General features: G+C 65.8%; 12 protein-coding genes. 7 read left to right on the top strand and 5 right to left on the bottom strand.

Annotation, left to right across the window (positions count from 1 at the left end; all coding sequences use genetic code 11):
- Positions 1-65: 65 nt before the first annotated feature.
- A complete protein-coding gene (locus tag NLM27_RS01625) occupies positions 66-1,730 on the bottom strand; it encodes an aminotransferase class III-fold pyridoxal phosphate-dependent enzyme (RefSeq protein WP_254141674.1) in 1,665 nt (554 codons plus the stop codon).
- A 35-nt stretch (positions 1,731-1,765) separates the two neighbouring features.
- On the opposite strand from NLM27_RS01625, the gene asd reads away from it, so the two are divergent.
- Positions 1,766-2,629, top strand: coding sequence for an archaetidylserine decarboxylase (gene asd, locus NLM27_RS01630; RefSeq protein ID WP_254141675.1), 864 nt, complete (start codon positions 1,766-1,768; stop codon positions 2,627-2,629).
- A gap of 71 nt (positions 2,630-2,700) precedes the next feature.
- Positions 2,701-3,267 carry an NUDIX hydrolase gene (locus NLM27_RS01635; RefSeq protein ID WP_254141676.1) on the top strand — a complete coding sequence of 189 codons (567 nt, stop codon included), beginning with the start codon at positions 2,701-2,703 and terminating at the stop codon, positions 3,265-3,267.
- Positions 3,268-3,508: 241 nt separating this feature from the next.
- Here the strand turns inward: NLM27_RS01635 and NLM27_RS01640 are convergent, their stop codons facing one another.
- Both NLM27_RS01640 and NLM27_RS01645 read right to left on the bottom strand, forming a co-directional pair.
- Positions 3,509-4,987 carry a FecR domain-containing protein gene (locus NLM27_RS01640; RefSeq protein WP_254148728.1) on the bottom strand — a complete coding sequence of 493 codons (1,479 nt, stop codon included), beginning with the start codon at positions 4,985-4,987 and terminating at the stop codon, positions 3,509-3,511.
- 199 nt (positions 4,988-5,186) lie between these two features.
- Complete coding sequence (locus tag NLM27_RS01645; protein WP_254141677.1) at positions 5,187-5,978, bottom strand: DUF2147 domain-containing protein; 792 nt, start codon at positions 5,976-5,978, stop codon at positions 5,187-5,189.
- Positions 5,979-6,175: 197 nt separating this feature from the next.
- Here NLM27_RS01645 and NLM27_RS01650 point away from each other — a divergent pair, with 197 nt between their 5' ends.
- Positions 6,176-7,018 (top strand): DUF2147 domain-containing protein, encoded by an 843-nt coding sequence (locus NLM27_RS01650; protein WP_254141678.1) that lies wholly within the window; start codon positions 6,176-6,178, stop codon positions 7,016-7,018.
- A 481-nt stretch (positions 7,019-7,499) separates the two neighbouring features.
- A complete protein-coding gene (locus tag NLM27_RS01655; protein ID WP_254141679.1) occupies positions 7,500-8,714 on the top strand; it encodes an extensin family protein in 1,215 nt (404 codons plus the stop codon).
- 75 nt (positions 8,715-8,789) lie between these two features.
- Here NLM27_RS01655 and NLM27_RS01660 read toward each other — a convergent pair whose 3' ends face one another.
- Both NLM27_RS01660 and NLM27_RS01665 read right to left on the bottom strand, forming a co-directional pair.
- Positions 8,790-9,131, bottom strand: a complete 342-nt coding sequence (locus NLM27_RS01660) for a DUF6665 family protein (protein ID WP_254141680.1) — start codon at positions 9,129-9,131, stop codon at positions 8,790-8,792.
- A 53-nt stretch (positions 9,132-9,184) separates the two neighbouring features.
- On the bottom strand, positions 9,185-9,820 hold the full coding sequence (locus NLM27_RS01665; protein WP_254141681.1) for a TetR/AcrR family transcriptional regulator: 636 nt from the start codon (positions 9,818-9,820) through the stop codon (positions 9,185-9,187).
- 194 nt (positions 9,821-10,014) lie between these two features.
- Here NLM27_RS01665 and NLM27_RS01670 point away from each other — a divergent pair, with 194 nt between their 5' ends.
- From NLM27_RS01670 to NLM27_RS01680, 3 genes are all read left to right on the top strand, one after another.
- Positions 10,015-11,328, top strand: coding sequence for an HlyD family secretion protein (locus NLM27_RS01670; protein ID WP_254141682.1), 1,314 nt, complete (start codon positions 10,015-10,017; stop codon positions 11,326-11,328).
- A 27-nt stretch (positions 11,329-11,355) separates the two neighbouring features.
- Positions 11,356-12,939 (top strand): DHA2 family efflux MFS transporter permease subunit, encoded by a 1,584-nt coding sequence (locus NLM27_RS01675; protein WP_254141683.1) that lies wholly within the window; start codon positions 11,356-11,358, stop codon positions 12,937-12,939.
- Between the two features lie 414 nt (positions 12,940-13,353).
- Positions 13,354-15,153, top strand: a complete 1,800-nt coding sequence (locus tag NLM27_RS01680; protein ID WP_254141684.1) for an ABC transporter ATP-binding protein — start codon at positions 13,354-13,356, stop codon at positions 15,151-15,153.
- The last annotated feature ends 58 nt before the right edge of the window (positions 15,154-15,211 follow it).

Raw genomic sequence — 15,211 nt, forward strand, 5'->3', positions numbered from 1 at the left:
CCCGCAAGCGGGGCGAGGGAGTGGAGAGAGCGGTGCTCGGGGCGCAATTCGGTTGGGCTGCGGCCTCAGCGCCCAAGGCGCTTGGCCAGCATCTCTTTCAGGATCTGCCGCTTGATGTTCTTGTTGGTAAGCACGCCGTCGTGCCACCAGAAGCCGTCGGCCTTCATCTTCTGCGCCGCGCGGACGAAGCGTTCGGCGACTTCGGTGAAGTCGGCGTCGGTGTAGTTGAGGCTGAAGATCAGCCGGCCGGTGCCGACCCAGCTCAACGAGAGGCCTTCGGCGCGCAGATAGTATTGCAGCATCCAGTTATAGCGGGACGGCGTGGTGTATTTCACCGTCCAGATCGACGAGAAGTTGGCGAAGCGTACCGGCAGGCCGGCGCCCTCCATCATCTGGTTGAGCTTGTGGACGCGGCCGTTCCAGGTCTCCTCCAGGCCGTCATAGATGGCGCGGAAGTTCGGGCTGGCGAGCCGGCTCAAAAACTCGTCCATCGCCGTCATGACGTAGGGGTGCGAGTTGAAGGTGCCGCGCGCAAAGCAGATGTCGGCGGGACGATCATCGCGGAAGCGACGCATCAATTCGCGCTTGCCGCAGACGACGCCGACCGGCAGGCCGCCGGCGAGGCTCTTGCCGTAGGTCACCATGTCGGCGCGTACGCCGAAATATTCCTGGGCGCCGCCGGCGGCGAGACGGAAGCCGACGAAGACCTCGTCGAAGATCAGCACGATGCCGCGTTGGTCGCAGACCTCGCGCAGCTTCTTCAGCCACTCGGTGTAGGCCGCGCGGTCAAAGTTGCCGCCGCGGGAGGAATCGACCAGCGAGGAATCGCCGGGCGCGTTGGCATTCGGATGCAGGCCCTGCAGCGGATTGACCAGCACGCAGGCGATGTCCTTGCGCGTGCGCAGGACATGCAGCGTCTTCTCCGACATCTCGGAGAGCGTGTAGGTCTCATGCGCGGCGATCGGGTTGCCGACGCCGGGCTGCACGTCGCCCCACCAGCCGTGATAGGCGCCGGCGAAGCGAACGAGATGCGTGCGCTTGGTGTGATAACGCGCGAGCCGAACTGCCTGCATCACGGCTTCGGTGCCGGACATGTGGAACGAGACCTCGTCGAGGCCGGAGATCTGGCAAAGCCGCTGCACGTTCTCGAGGATGACGGGATGGTAGGGACCGAGCACCGGACCCAGCGCATGGGCGCGCTTCTCGGAGCCTTCGATGCACTCCTTGTAGAAGTCGTTGCCGAAGATGTTGACGCCGTACGACCCCGTGAGATCGTAGGAGGTGTTGCCGTCGACATCCGTGATGGTGACGCCGCTGGACGATTCCATGAAGGTCGAGGTGCCCAGATGCTCGCGAACGAGGCGCGAGAACTGGAACGGCACGCGGTAGCTCTCGGTGAAGTTCAGGTCGGAGATCGTCTCTGCCGCCTCCCTCGTCATCGCGCGGCCCTTGGGGTAGCGATCGGCGTAGAGAGCGGCGAGACGGAAGAAGGCGTCCTTGCGCCGCTTCACCACGTTGTCAGGCGCGCCGTCGCAGCCGAAATACTTGTCGCCCTCGAACTCGTAGAACGGGAGCAGCTTTGCCACCCGGCGCGACATCTTGGAGTGCCCGGCGAGCGACCGGTGCTTGGCGCGGGAGAGTTCGATCCGCGCTTTCAGCTTCGGGAAGACGGCGGCAGCGGACGCTGCGGCGGCCACGGACATCGAGAGAATCGGGAGTGTCGTTTCCATGACAACAAGCGCTAACCCTGCGAGCTGACAGATTCATGACAGTCAAAGCCCTCATCGCCTCTTTCACCCAGCAGGAAGACCTCAACTTCCTGTTGACCAACCGCATTCCCCGCGCGGCGCTGACGCGCTTCATGGGCCGGTTCTCCAAGATCGAGAACCCCCTCGTGCGGGACTTCTCGATCGCGCTGTGGAAGCTGTTTTCCGACCTCGACCTGTCGGAGGCGCGCAAGACGCATTTCAAGAGTCTGCACGATTGCTTCACGCGTGAGCTCAAGCCAGGCCTGCGGCCGTTCGACCCGGACCCCTCCGTCGTCGCCAGCCCGTCCGACGGCATCGTCGGTGCTCACGGCCGGATCGCCGACACCGAGCTGTTCCAGGTCAAGGGCGCGCCCTATTCGCTGCTCGACCTCGTCGGCGATTCCGCCCTGGTCGACCAGCACCGCAACGGAAGCTTCGTCACGCTGCGGCTGACCTCGAGCATGTATCATCGCTTCCACGCGCCCTATGATGCGCATATCGAACGCGTCACGCTGATCCATGGCGACGTCTGGAACGTCAACCCGATTGCGCTGAAGCGCGTCGAGCGTCTCTTTTGCAAGAACGAGCGCGCGGTGATCCGTACGCATTTGTCGACCGGCGAGGCCGTGACGCTGGTGCCGGTTGCCGCGATCCTGGTCGCGAGCATCCGGTTGCACTTTCTCGACATGGTGCTGAACGCGCAGACGCGCGGTCCCGTCAATTTCCCCTGCGACGTCAACGTGACCAAGGGCGAGGAGCTCGGCTGGTTCGAGCACGGCTCGACCATCATCATCCTGGCGCCCGGCGATTTCGCGTTCTGCGACGGCATTGGCGAAGGCACCCGCATTCGCGCAGGTCAAGCGCTGTTGAAGAGAAAGTAGCCTTCAATCCGCCGCGCCCGCCGCCTATATCGTCCGCGGAAACGATTCGACGACACGACGGGTAACGAGTGATGGCGCGGGCGCCGGTACTTGCGGCGGGTGGTATTGTGCTGCGGCGAGGTGCGCCGCCGCTGGTTGCAGTGGTGCGTCAGCGCAAGCGCAATGAATGGGTCCTGCCCAAGGGCAAGCTCGACGACGGCGAGACGCCGAAGGACGCCGCGCATCGCGAGGTGCTGGAGGAGACTGGCCACGATGTCGCCATCCACGAATTTCTGGGCACGCTGGTCTATCAGTCGGGCGGGCGCACCAAGGCCGTGCATTTCTGGCGCATGGAGGCCGATGGCGGCCCCGTCCGCAAGCTGATGAACGACATCAAGGCGGTGGACTGGCTGACGCTGGACGATGCCATCGCGCGGCTGTCGCGCGAGTATGAGCGCGCGTTTCTCACGCAGGTTGGTCCGATCGCGCTCGCGGCTGCGGGGCTGGCGCCTGCGGCCGTTCCCGAGCCGCCGTCGCTGGCGGCCGACGACATCGATGCCGCCTTGCAGCCGCTGACGCCGGCCGAAGCCGCCTCGGTCGACGAGTTGCGGCACGGCCTGTTGCAGAAGGTGAAGGCCTGGCTGCGCGGCGAGGCGTGAGGCGTCGTCGCGCCGCGCTGCTTGTGGGTGATGAAGTGTCCGCGAGCTGGTATGTTCGTAGGGGCGTCAGCTCTCTCCGAGTCGTCATTGCGAGCCAACGGGTCCGCGCGAAGCGCGGCCCGATGGCAGGCTCCGCGAAGCAATCCAGAATCTTTCCGCGGAGGGACTCTGGATTGCTTCGCTGCGCTCGCAATGACGGAGGAGAGGGCCGTGCTCAACGTCGACCTCATGGTGCGGAGCGTCACCGCCGCTCTTTCTTGTCCTTCGGAGAGGCGGGCCGACGCGGTGCTGCGGGGCGTTGTGTGGCGGGCAGGCGCTGCTGGAATCCGCCGGGGCGCTGCAGGCCTGGCTGTTGCGCCGCGGGCGGCTGGCCCGGCTGCATGCCGGTACGCGGCTGTCGCGGCTGCGGGCTCAGTTGCGGCGTCGTGCCCGGTTGTGGCGTCACTGTTCCTCCAGGCTGAAGCTGTCCGCCGCGCTGCGGCTGGACTTGCGGCGTGCCGTTGGGCGCGGTGCCCTGTCCACCGCGCTGTGCACCTGGACGTCCGGTGCCCTGCTGCTGGCCGGGCTGCGGCTGACCCTGTTGCTGTTGGCCCCGCTGCTGCTGTCCCTGGCCCGCGCGCTGGCCACCCGGCTGCACCGCACCGCCTTGTTGCCCCTGGCCCTGCCGCTGCGGCGGCTGGACGCCTTGCTGTGTTCCCTGGCGGCCCGGCGCGCCCGGTTGCTGCTGGCCCGGACGGAGGTTCTGGCCGGGCTGGCCGTTCGGCCGCTGCTGTTGCTGACCCGGCGCCGTGTTCGGACGCAATTGCTGCTGTTGCGGCTGGACCGGCCGCGGAATACGGCTGAGCGCGCTCGGATTGGAGCGGCGGAAGTCGCGTTGTTCGGTGACGATCTGCCGGCCCGTGGTCTGCGCCAGATGCACCTGGCTGACGAAGCCGCGGTCGCGCGCGACCTGCTGCGGTGGAATGGTGATCGGCACTGCCGCATAGCGCATGATTCCGGCCGTCGCTGCGCCCGGTCGGATCGCAAAGCCGCTGGACGCTTGCGTCAGCGCGCCAAGCCGCGTGCCGCTGGTGCGATCGTCGACGTCGATATGCCCGACCCGGCCGTCGGCGTCGGGATAGAGCTTGATGTTGACGTTGCTCGCCCTGTTCGCCGCTGCGCCTTCCGGCACGTCGACGACGCCGGTCGTGCCGCGGATGCCGAGTGTCGCGGTCGGCGTCGTGATCTTCATGTCGCCGGTCTTCGCCACCGCTGCCGCAACGAAGGCGACCGTGCCCTTGCCGACGTCGAAGATCGCGGCATTCTGCTTGCCGCCGTCCTCATAGACGTAGCTGTCGACGGTGATTCTGGCGCTGGCGGAGAGATTGAACGTGGTGGCGTCGTTGAAGGTGACGCCGAGCGAGGAGTTCGACGAGGTCTGCACGACGTCGTTGAGATAGATGTCGTCGCGCACGCGCAGCGGATACGAGTTCTTGTCGCGGATCACTGTCGCGATCCCCGTCACCGTCGCGACGTTGCCGATCGGTTCGACTGCGGCGGGCTGCGCGTCTGTCGCGGGAACAGGTGAGGCCGACGGCGTCGGGGAGGGAGCGGGTATCGGCTGTGTTTGTGGCTGCGCCTGGGCAAGCTCCATCGCTTCGGATGCACAAGCCACGCTGCTGCCTGCCAGCGGCAATGCGAGCAGGGCGAGCGCGAGCACGAAGCGGCGCCAGGCTACCAATGAAGTCACGAGGAGGTCCCGGTGAGAACGCGGAGGCGAGAGCCGCGGATTTCAGCCGGGGTCAGCTGAATGGCCGATGAATGGGTGTCGTAGAGAGGCGAACGCTTAAACCGCATGCAGTGCTAGCTTGGGGGCTAAGTAGGATGCCCGGGACAAGCCCGGGCATGACGAAGACCGTGTGCTGGAGATGAGGTTAGCGTCAGCTCACGCGCTTCCAGGTCTGGCCGCCGCAGAACATGCCGCCGAACGCGCAGCCCTGCACGCGCATCGCATTCGGGCCCTTCATCGCGATGGTCGAGTCGTAGTTGCGGCCGGAGTTGGGATCGTGGATGCGGCCGCTCCACTTCGAGCCGTCGGGCTTCATGTTGATCAGGATGCGCTCGTTGGTCTTCACGGCATAGCCGCAGAGATTGGCGCCGCACTGCTCGACACGGACATTGCCCTTGTTCTCTTCGGTCGCCCACACGCCGACCGGCGAGTTCGGTATCGCGGCGGGCGCAGGCGCGGCAACGGGAGCCGGGGCCGGCGCGGGAGCAGCCGCGACGGGTGCGGGAACGGGAGCAGGCGCCGCAACAGGGGCGGCCTGCGTGTTGTCGGAGCCGACGGACGGAACGGCGGCAACAGTCGCGGGTGCTGCCGGGGCGGCGGGAGTGGTAACGGCTGGCGCGGCGGGCGCAGCCGATTGAGGCGCGGGCTGCTGCTGCACCGGAGCCGGTGTGGGCTGCGCCGTCGTGGTCGCCGGAGCCGGCGTGGTATCGATGTCATCGTCCTTGGAGCCGCCGAGGCCCTTGAGGTTGATGTTGTTCAGCTTGATCGGCTTGTCCGACAGGCCTGGCGCGACGATGGTCACGCAATTGAGCGAGGCGCAGTTGCGCGGCGTCTCGATGCGGATGTGCTGGCCTTCGATCTGGAACGAGATCGAACTGCCGGCATGTGCGGCGGCGGTCGACGCGAGGAAGAGCGCTGTGGCGGCGATGGTGAGCTTGTTCATGACAACCTCCGAAAATGGCGTGGTCCCGGTATGGACTGACCGTCGCTGGTGGATGAAAGCGTGGTTCGACCCTATGCCGGGTCCACCCCGTCTTCCGTGACGGACGTCACAAGGGCTTGCGGCCGTCTGCGTGAGCCGGCGCACATTCGGCCATTCTTCATCTGGCTAACGTCGCCGCGGCACAGAGGGAGGCATCGATGAAGCGGCTTGCGATTTCGCTTGGCACATTGATCGCCCTGATGGCGATTGCGCCCGCAGCCGAGGCTGGTTCCTTTTCCTTCTCGATCCGCGGCCACCGCTTCCATGTCGAGTCGCCCCGCCATTGCCGATCTGCGTCCTGTGTTTCGATGTCCACTCGCAGCCTCCGGCCGACAGACGACGTCGGCACAGCACCGGCCGCGCGGCCGGCGCCCGCGCCGGTCGTCCAGGCGCCGCAGCCGGTTTGTCCGGCGGCGCCGGTCAAGTCGGCGCAAGCGGCGGTCCTCGCTCCGCTACCGGCACCGGTGGCCCCCGTCCTTGCTGCCGCGACATCACAGCCGGTCGTGCCTCCGCCTGCGCCAAAACTCGAGGTACCAAAGGGTGAGCTACTGAGCCCCAATCCGCCGCGCATGGAGCCACCAGTCATCGCCCCGAAGCCGGAGACCAATCAGGGCACGACGATCTCTCAACGCAGCGACGATGAGCCGGCCTATTCGCCGCTCGGTGAATGGGAGAGCGTGGGTGCCAAGGGCACGGTCCGCATCGAGCGCTGTGGATCTGCACTGTGCGGTTACGCACTGACCGAGGCCTCAAGCCGTGGCGAGAGCGTGCTCGTCAACATGAAGCCGAAAACGCACGACGTCTGGACCGGCAGCATCTACAGCCGTTCCAGCGGCAACACCTATTACTCGACGATGACGCTGAAGAGTTCTGGCAAGCTGCACGTCGAAGCCTGCGCGCTCGGCCACTTCTTTTGCTCCGGCAACGACTGGACGCGCGTTGAGGCGCCGCGAGAGCAAATGATCACGACGTCGCGGCAGTCGAGCGGTGTGAGATCGTAGCTCTCGCGATATGCCGTTAGATGCGCATTGCTGTGCCCTCGCCCCTTGTGGGAGAGGGCAGCTCCGCTGGTCGACACGGACTCACTGGGGTGAGGGGTTTGTCTCCACGAGCACAAGCGCGCGAGGATAGAACCCCTCATCCGTCGCGCTACGCGCGCCACCTTTTCCTAGAAGAGGAGAAGGGAAGAAGAGCCTGCGCTTGATGAGCCTTTAGATCATGCCGAGCACGATGGCGCCGACGAAGGCCATGGCGAGGTAGGCGGTGATAACGCTCAGTCTGCCGGCGAACGTCATGAGGTCGCTCCCGCTGTCGCGCGCCTTGCCCTGGCTTTATGGTTAACAGAAAGTCTCTTTCCGAAAAAGTCAGCGTTGCTGCCGCTCAGTCCTGGCAGCGCTTCGTCGCGCGCGGGTCGGCATGGTTAAGGAAAGCTGAAACCGACACGTTGAAGAGTCTTTAAGTAAATTCACCGAACGTGCGTGCATGACGCGCGGAGTTCGTTTGTATCTCGTCGGCTCCATCGTCCTTGTTTCGCTAGCGGGTTGCGGACGCGGCTTCTTCCAGGCCGAACGTGAACCGTGGCGAGCCGAGGCGGAAGCGGCGTGCCTGAAATCAGGGGCGGTGAAGGAGAGTGCGGACATCGTCCGCATCGACCCGATCTCCGGCCCCGGCCAGTGTGGCGCCGAATTTCCACTCAAGGTCGCCGCCATCGGCGAAGCCTCCGGCAGCTATGGTTTTGCCGACGAGGAGTTGCGTCCGCCGGGGAGCATCGGCAGCCAGCCGCGCTGGCCGGTGACGCAGCCGCGATCGAACTATCCGCAGAGCCAGAATTATCCGGCATCCTCCTATCCGCCGCGGTCGAACTACCCCGAGAGCGCGGTGCGCCAGCCCTCCGGCTATGGCAACTCAGCCGGACCGATGTCGCTGAACGCGCCCGGCGTGGCGCCGCAGGAAGACGAGATCGATCTGCCGCCCGAGGGCACTGATGCCGCGGGCGCGGCGCGCTACATGAATGCGCCGAGCTATCCGTCGCGGCCGGCCGGTCCGGCGCCTTATTCGCAGGCGCCCGCGCAGCAGCCGCTGCCGCGTCTTGGCCCGGCGCAGGGCAATCCCGTCACCGCCGTCGGTCCCGTTGCGATCAAGCCGACCGCGACGCTGGCGTGTCCGATCGTGTCCGAGCTCGACCGCTGGCTCGCCGATACCGTGCAGCCCTCGGCCATGCGCTGGTTTGGCGTCCGCGTCGCCGAGATCAAGCAGATCTCTGCCTATTCCTGCCGCGGCATGAACGGCAACTCGCATGCCCACATCTCCGAGCACGCCTTCGGCAATGCGCTCGACATCTCCGCCTTCGTGCTCGCCGACGGCCGCCGCGTCACCGTGAAGGGTGGCTGGCGCGGCATGCCTGAAGAGCAGGGATTCTTGCGCGACGTGCAGTCAGGTGCGTGCGCGCATTTCACCACGGTGCTCGCGCCGGGCTCGAACGTCTATCACTACGATCACATTCACGTCGACCTGATGCGCCGCGCCAGCCGTCGCCTGATCTGCCAGCCGGCCGCCGCGTCCGGCGAAGAGGTCGCCGCGCGCGCGCAATCGCGCAGCCCCTATGCCAATGCGCGCGATCCCTCTGTCACCGGCTCGCTCGGTGCGCGCAAGAGCGCGACGCGCAAGCATGAGGAAGACGAGTACGCCGACGAGTGAGGTGCTTGAAGCCGAGGTTGGGCGACAGTTTCGCGCAATCACGCGTCGTGTCTGCCGAGGCGGCAGCTCATCAGGTCATGTCGAGGTCGGCTTCGACGGTGCAGGGGCCACCCCCATGCACCGCTGCACCTCGCCCGGGACGTTGTAGGTGCGCATGATATGGCGGCTGTCGCGCAAGCCCGTTGCCTCACGCTGCACCACGAACATCCAGAGCGCCTGACCGGCTTCCGCGACCAGCTTGCGCCTCGCCGGTTGCAGCGAGGCCGGCGTCTCCGCGTGCTCGTGGGCGGTGTCGAACTCGCGCAGGCGCGTCAGTGTCTGTTCGAGCGCGCGGCCCATGCGTCCAAGCGCCGAAGCCTGTTCCTGGACGATCTCATAGTGGAGGATGTCGACCGGTGTGCGAAGATCACGAGACATGGTCGCAATATAGTGCCGCGAGGCCGACCCGCGCAACGCGCGGCCTGCTGTTGCTATTTCACCCGATATGCCGCCAGGAACATCCGCGTCGCGCTGTCGATCACCTCGGTCATCCGCTCTTCCGATGGTGCGGGCGCGGCCTGGAAGACGAAGGGCAGGAAGAGTGAGGCCTTGCAGAGTTCCATGAATTGCGAAGCCGCAAGATCGCAATTGTCGATCTCGAGATCGCCGGAGGCGACGTGGGCGCTGAGGTACTCGGAGAGGCGGTTGATGGTCTTGTCGAGCACCCGCGCATAATAGCGGCGGCCGACCTCGGGCATGCGCTCGGCGATGGCCATCACGGTGCGGATCGCCGATCCGCCGCCGGGGCGGCAGAGCAAATGAATGTAGGCGCGGCCGAACTCCTTCAGTGTGGTTTCGGCATCGCGCGCGGGATCGAAATTGAACACGACCTGGCCGTGCTGGAGCGCTTCCTCTTCGAGAATGGCTTCGAACAGCGCGCATTTGTCGGCGAAGTAGACGTAGAGCGTGCCCTTGGAGACCTGCGCCGCGCGCGCAATCTCGCCCATGCTGGCACCGTCGAAACCGAGCGCCATAAACACATGGCGGGCCCCGTCCAGGATCTGGCGGCGCTTGGAGCTGTCCTCTTCCTGGACGACTTGGAGACGTTCGCTGGCAGCTACAACCATTGGTTTAGGGTCTCGGAAAGTTTTTGAATCGGGTCTGGAGCCATGAAACCCAAATAAAGGATTCGGGCCACTAGGGTCCCGCGGGAACATTATGTATATTGACCGAACCGTTCGGTCAATGATATTTGGAATGAGCGAGGGGAACCGGCCGCATAACGGCCGTCCTTGGTCGCATTCATTTTGGGGAGGCCTTCATGGCCGTATCGAGAGACCAGGCTGCGCGCGTCCTTCGCCACGAAGCGATGGGGGAGGCGGGCGTTGATGGTGCGTCCGAGACATCCGCCCCCCTTGCCGAGTTGCGCGCTCATGTGGCCGAGGAAACCAAACGTCGTGAGGCGCCGGAGAAGCCCGTGACCGACAAGCCGGCCGCACCTGCGCCAGAGGCGCCCGCTGCCGGCGCGCCCAAGTCCGGTGCGCCCAAGTCCGGCAAGCGCAAATTCGTCCTGATGGGTGTCGGCCTCGTCCTCGCGCTCGCCGCCGCCAGCTATGCCGGCTATTACACGCTGGTCGGCCGCTTCTACATCTCCACCGACGACGCCTATGTCCGCGCCAACAACACCATGCTCGGTGCGCGCGTTGCCGGCCACATCTCTTCGATCCTCGCCGGCGACAACACGCCGGTGCGCGCCGGCGACGTCGTCTTCCGCATCGACGAGGGCGACTACAAGATCGCGGTCGATGCCGCCGCGACCAGGATCGCGACCCAGCAGGCCACCATCGACCGCATCGGCCGCCAGGTCGCAGCGCTCGACAGCCAGGTCGCGCAGGCCAAGGCGCAGCTCGTCTCGGCTGAAGCCGGCCTCAAGCGCGCCGACCTCGATTACGAGCGTCAGCAGGCGCTGAGCAACAAGGGCTTTGCCTCGCGCGCCGTGTTCGAGAGCTCGGAGGCCGGACGCGACCAGGGCGCCGCCGCGGTCAAGGCCGCGCAGGCCGCCTACGATGTCGCCGTCAGCAATGTCGACGTCGCCAAGGCGCAGCAGGCCGAAGCGCAGGCGCAGCTCGCCGAGCTCAAGACCACGCTCGCCAAGGCCGAGCGCGACCTCGGCTTCACCGCGGTGCGCGCGCCGGTCAACGGCACGTTCTCGAATCGCCTGGTCAACACCGGCGACTTCGTTGCGGTCGGCCAGCGCCTCGGCAACATCGTGCCGCTCGACGATGTCTATATCGACGCCAATTTCAAGGAAACCCAGCTCAAGCGCATCCGTCCCGGCCAGCCGGTGACGATCAAGGTCGATGCCTACGGCATGCGCAAGTTCTCCGGCGTGGTCGACAGCATTGCGGCGGGCTCCGGCTCGGTGTTCACGCTGCTGCCGCCCGACAACGCCACCGGCAATTTCACCAAGATCGTGCAGCGCGTGCCGGTCCGCATCCGGGTGCCGAAGTCGGTGGCGAAGCAGAACCTGCTCCGCGCCGGCATGTCGGTCTATGCGACCGTCGACACCAACAAGGGCGCCGCCGACGCCGACAGCGAGGTCGATCTCGACGATCCCGCCGTCCATCCGCAGTAGCCAACCCGAGCGCTGCGAGGTCGGACGATGGCCGACGCCACCACCGCTTCACCTGCCATGATGGCGGATCCCGCTTCGGAGCGCATCGCGCCGAAGCGGCTGTTCGCCTTCATCATCATGGTGTTCGGGATGTTCATGTCGATCCTGGACATCCAGATCGTCTCGGCGTCCCTCAGCGAAATCCAGGCCGGATTGTCCGCGAGCTCCAGCGAGGTCTCGTGGGTCCAGACCGCCTATCTGATCGCCGAGGTCATCGCGATCCCGCTGTCCGGCTTTCTGTCGCGCGCCTTCGGCACGCGGCTGCTGTTCGCGATCTCGGCGGCGGGCTTCACCGCATCGAGCCTGCTCTGCGGCTTTGCCACGACAATCGAGGAGATGATCCTCTGGCGCGCACTCCAGGGCTTTCTCGGGGCCGGCATGATCCCGACGGTGTTCGCCTCGGCCTATACCGTCTTCCCGCGCACGAAATTCCACATCGTCGGTCCCATCATCGGTCTCGTCGCAACGCTGGCCCCGACCATCGGCCCGACCGTCGGCGGCTACATCACCGACCTGATGTCGTGGCACTGGCTGTTCTTCATCAACGTGCTGCCCGGCATCGGCATCACCCTGGGCGTTCTGGCGCTGGTCGATTTCGACGAGCCGCATTTCGAGCTGCTCGACCGCTTCGACTGGTGGGGGCTGCTGTTCATGGCGGGCTTCCTCGGCACGCTGGAATATGTGCTGGAGGAGGGGCCGCAATATGAATGGATGCAAGACACCTCCGTGGCAATCTGCGCCTGGATCTGCGCGATCTCGGCGGTCGCCTTCTTCTGGCGCGTGTTCACGGCGGCCGAGCCGATCGTCAATCTGCGCACCTTCTCCAACCGCAATTTCGCCATCGGCTGCCTTTTGCAGTTCTGCATCGGCATCGGCCTTTACGGCCTGACCTATATCTATCCGCGCTATCTCGCCGAGGTGCGCGGCTACAGCGCGCTGATGATCGGCGAGACTATGTTCGTCTCGGGCATCACCATGTTCCTGGTCGCGCCGCTGGTCGGCCGCCTCATGGTGAAGTTCGACATGCGCTACATGATCGCCTTCGGCCTCGTCGTGTTCGCGATCGGCTCTTACCAGATGACCTGGATCACGCGCGACTACGATTTCTACGAGCTGCTGGTGCCGCAGATCCTGCGCGGCATCGGCATGATGTTCGCGATGGTGCCGACCAACAACATCGCGCTCGGCACGCTGGCGCCCGATCGGGTGAAGAACGCGAGCGGCCTTTTCAACCTGATGCGCAATCTCGGCGGCGCGGTCGGCCTCGCCGTCATCAACACCGTGCTCAACGACCGCACCGACCTGCACATCACGCGCCTCCAGGAGCGCGTGACATGGGGCAACGCCACCGCGACCGAAACCCTGACCATGTTCATGCAGAAGTTTCAGGGGCTCGGCGATTCCACGCTGATGGCGATGAAGCAGCTCTCCCAGCTCGTGCACCGCCAGGCCGTGGTGATGAGTTTCGGCGACGCCTTCTTCATGCTGACGCTGTTCTATCTCGGCCTCAGCCTGCTGGTCGCGCTGCTGAACAAGCCGGCCGCGATGACCGGTGGCGGCGACGCGCATTGACGCAGCTCCACGCTCGCGGGGATGACAGCGGAGATTGAGGCGGCGGCGACGCGCATCAGCCAGGGCATGACAGCGGAGTGCTCGCCACCCCCGCACCAAATTGCAACACTCGTTCGTGATTTCGCACGGGCCCCGTTGCAAATCGCAAACGGCACATCTATAAAGCGCACCTCATTCAATCGAACCGGGGAGGATTTGCATGACTTCGTCACATTCGCAGACCGCGCGCCCGCGTTCGATGTTCTCGCTCGGTGTGTGCTCGACCCGTTAGGGTCATTTCCGCGAGCTTTCGATCGGGTCTGAAGTCCCGATCTCTCAACTTCCCAAGCCAAATCAAGCGACGCCGTCCGGCCCCTTGCGGCCGGGCTTGCGTCCAGCGATGGAGCCGGCCCGCGCGAGCGGCCGGATGATGCCATGACCGCTCTGTCAAAAAAGCCCGCAGCGATACGCGTGGTGCTGCCTTTCGTCTTCCAGCACTGGCTCAAGCAGCCGGGGCGTACGCTTGTCGTCGTCGGCAGCCTGTTGGGTGCGACCGCCGCCGACCTGTTCATGCCGCTCTTCTCGGGGCATCTGATCGATGCGCTGACGCGCGGGCCCTCCGATCCCGATGCGCGTCACGCGGCGCTGGTCGCGTTCGGCGCCATCGTGGCGCTCGGTGCGGCTTCGATGGTGCTGCGGCTCGCAGGTCTCCAGGCCATCGTGCCGTTCACGCTGAAGATCATGTCGGAGGTCGCGCAGGACGCCTTCATGCGCGTGCAGCGCTTCTCGACCGACTGGCACGCCAATTCGTTTGCCGGTTCCACCGTGCGCAAGGTCACGCGTGGCATGTGGGCGCTCGACCTCTTGAACGACACCATCCTGCTCGCGCTGCTGCCTTCGCTGGTCGTGTTGATCGGGTCGATGATCCTGCTCGGCGTGCACTGGGCCTCGCTCGGCGCGGTGATCGCGCTCGGCGCGCTGGCCTATGTCACGATGACGGTGCTGTTCTCGACCCGCTACATCGCGCCGGCCGCGCGTGTCTCCAATGCCTGGGACACCAAGGTCGGCGGCACGCTGGCCGACGCGCTGACCTGCAATGCGGTGGTGAAATCCTTCGGCGCCGAAGCGCGTGAGGATGTGCGGCTCGCACGCGTCATCAATCGCTGGAGCGTGCGCGTGCGGCGGACCTGGTATCGCTACAACTACACGGCCATGTCGCAGCTTTCCTTGCTGCTGTGCCTGCGCGCGTCCGTGATCGGCGGATCGGTGCTGCTGTGGATGTCCGGGCACGCCTCGCCCGGCGACGTCACCTATGTGCTGACGAGCTACTACGTCATCCACGCTTACTTGCGCGACGTCGGCATGCACATCAACAACCTCCAGCGTTCGGTCAACGACATGGAGGAGCTGGTGGCGATCCATGACGAGCCGATCGGCATTGCGGATGCTTCCGGTGCGCTGCCGATTGCGATCGAGCGCGGCGAGATCGTGTTCGACGACGTCACGTTCCATTATGGCGGCCATCGCGCGCCGCTGTATGACGGGCTGTCACTGACGATCCGCGCCGGCGAGCGGGTCGGTCTCGTCGGCCGGTCCGGCTCCGGCAAGACCACCTTCGTCAAGCTGGTGCAGCGTCTTTACGACGTCTCCGGCGGCCGCGTGCTGATCGACGGGCAGGACATCGCGCTGGCGACGCAGCAATCGCTGCGCAGCCAGATCGCGATCGTGCAGCAGGAGCCGATCCTGTTCCACCGCTCGCTCGCCGAGAACATCGCCTATGGCCGACCCGGCGCCAGCCTCGAGGCGATCGAGCAGGCGGCGCGGCTTGCGAATGCGCACGACTTCATCCTGCGCCTGCCCAAGGGCTACGGCACGCTGGTCGGCGAGCGCGGCGTGAAGCTCTCGGGCGGCGAGCGGCAGCGCGTGGCGCTGGCGCGCGCATTCCTTGCCGATGCGCCGGTGCTGATCCTGGACGAGGCGACCTCGAGCCTCGATTCGGAATCGGAGGCGCTGATCCAAGAGGCGATGGAGCGGCTGATGAAGGGCCGCACCTCGATCGTGATCGCGCACCGGCTGTCGACGGTGCGGAGCCTCGATCGCATCCTGGTGTTCGACCGCGGCGAGATCGTCGAGCAGGGCACGCATGCGCTGCTCGCGGCCAAGCCCGGCGGCATCTATCGCGGTCTGTTCGAGCGCCAGGTGGTGGAGCTCGGGCAGATCGCGGCAGCGGAATGAGGCGCAGCCTGCGGACGGGGGAGAACGTCTGCAAGCTGCGAAGGATTAGGGCAGGGAT

The organism is Bradyrhizobium sp. CCGB12 (genome assembly GCF_024199845.1).
Classification (GTDB): Bacteria; Pseudomonadota; Alphaproteobacteria; order Rhizobiales; family Xanthobacteraceae; genus Bradyrhizobium.

Excerpts from the sequence above, each read along its gene's own strand:
- NLM27_RS01625 (WP_254141674.1), bottom strand. The coding sequence starts at position 1,730 with ATGGAAACGACACTCCCGATTCTCTCGATGTCCGTGGCCGCCGCAGCG.
- asd (WP_254141675.1), top strand. The coding sequence starts at position 1,766 with ATGACAGTCAAAGCCCTCATCGCCTCTTTCACCCAGCAGGAAGACCTC.
- NLM27_RS01635 (WP_254141676.1), top strand. The coding sequence starts at position 2,701 with ATGGCGCGGGCGCCGGTACTTGCGGCGGGTGGTATTGTGCTGCGGCGA.
- NLM27_RS01645 (WP_254141677.1), bottom strand. The coding sequence starts at position 5,978 with ATGAACAAGCTCACCATCGCCGCCACAGCGCTCTTCCTCGCGTCGACC.
- NLM27_RS01650 (WP_254141678.1), top strand. The coding sequence starts at position 6,176 with ATGAAGCGGCTTGCGATTTCGCTTGGCACATTGATCGCCCTGATGGCG.
- NLM27_RS01655 (WP_254141679.1), top strand. The coding sequence starts at position 7,500 with ATGACGCGCGGAGTTCGTTTGTATCTCGTCGGCTCCATCGTCCTTGTT.
- NLM27_RS01660 (WP_254141680.1), bottom strand. The coding sequence starts at position 9,131 with ATGTCTCGTGATCTTCGCACACCGGTCGACATCCTCCACTATGAGATC.
- NLM27_RS01665 (WP_254141681.1), bottom strand. The coding sequence starts at position 9,820 with ATGGTTGTAGCTGCCAGCGAACGTCTCCAAGTCGTCCAGGAAGAGGAC.
- NLM27_RS01670 (WP_254141682.1), top strand. The coding sequence starts at position 10,015 with ATGGCCGTATCGAGAGACCAGGCTGCGCGCGTCCTTCGCCACGAAGCG.
- NLM27_RS01675 (WP_254141683.1), top strand. The coding sequence starts at position 11,356 with ATGGCCGACGCCACCACCGCTTCACCTGCCATGATGGCGGATCCCGCT.
- NLM27_RS01680 (WP_254141684.1), top strand. The coding sequence starts at position 13,354 with ATGACCGCTCTGTCAAAAAAGCCCGCAGCGATACGCGTGGTGCTGCCT.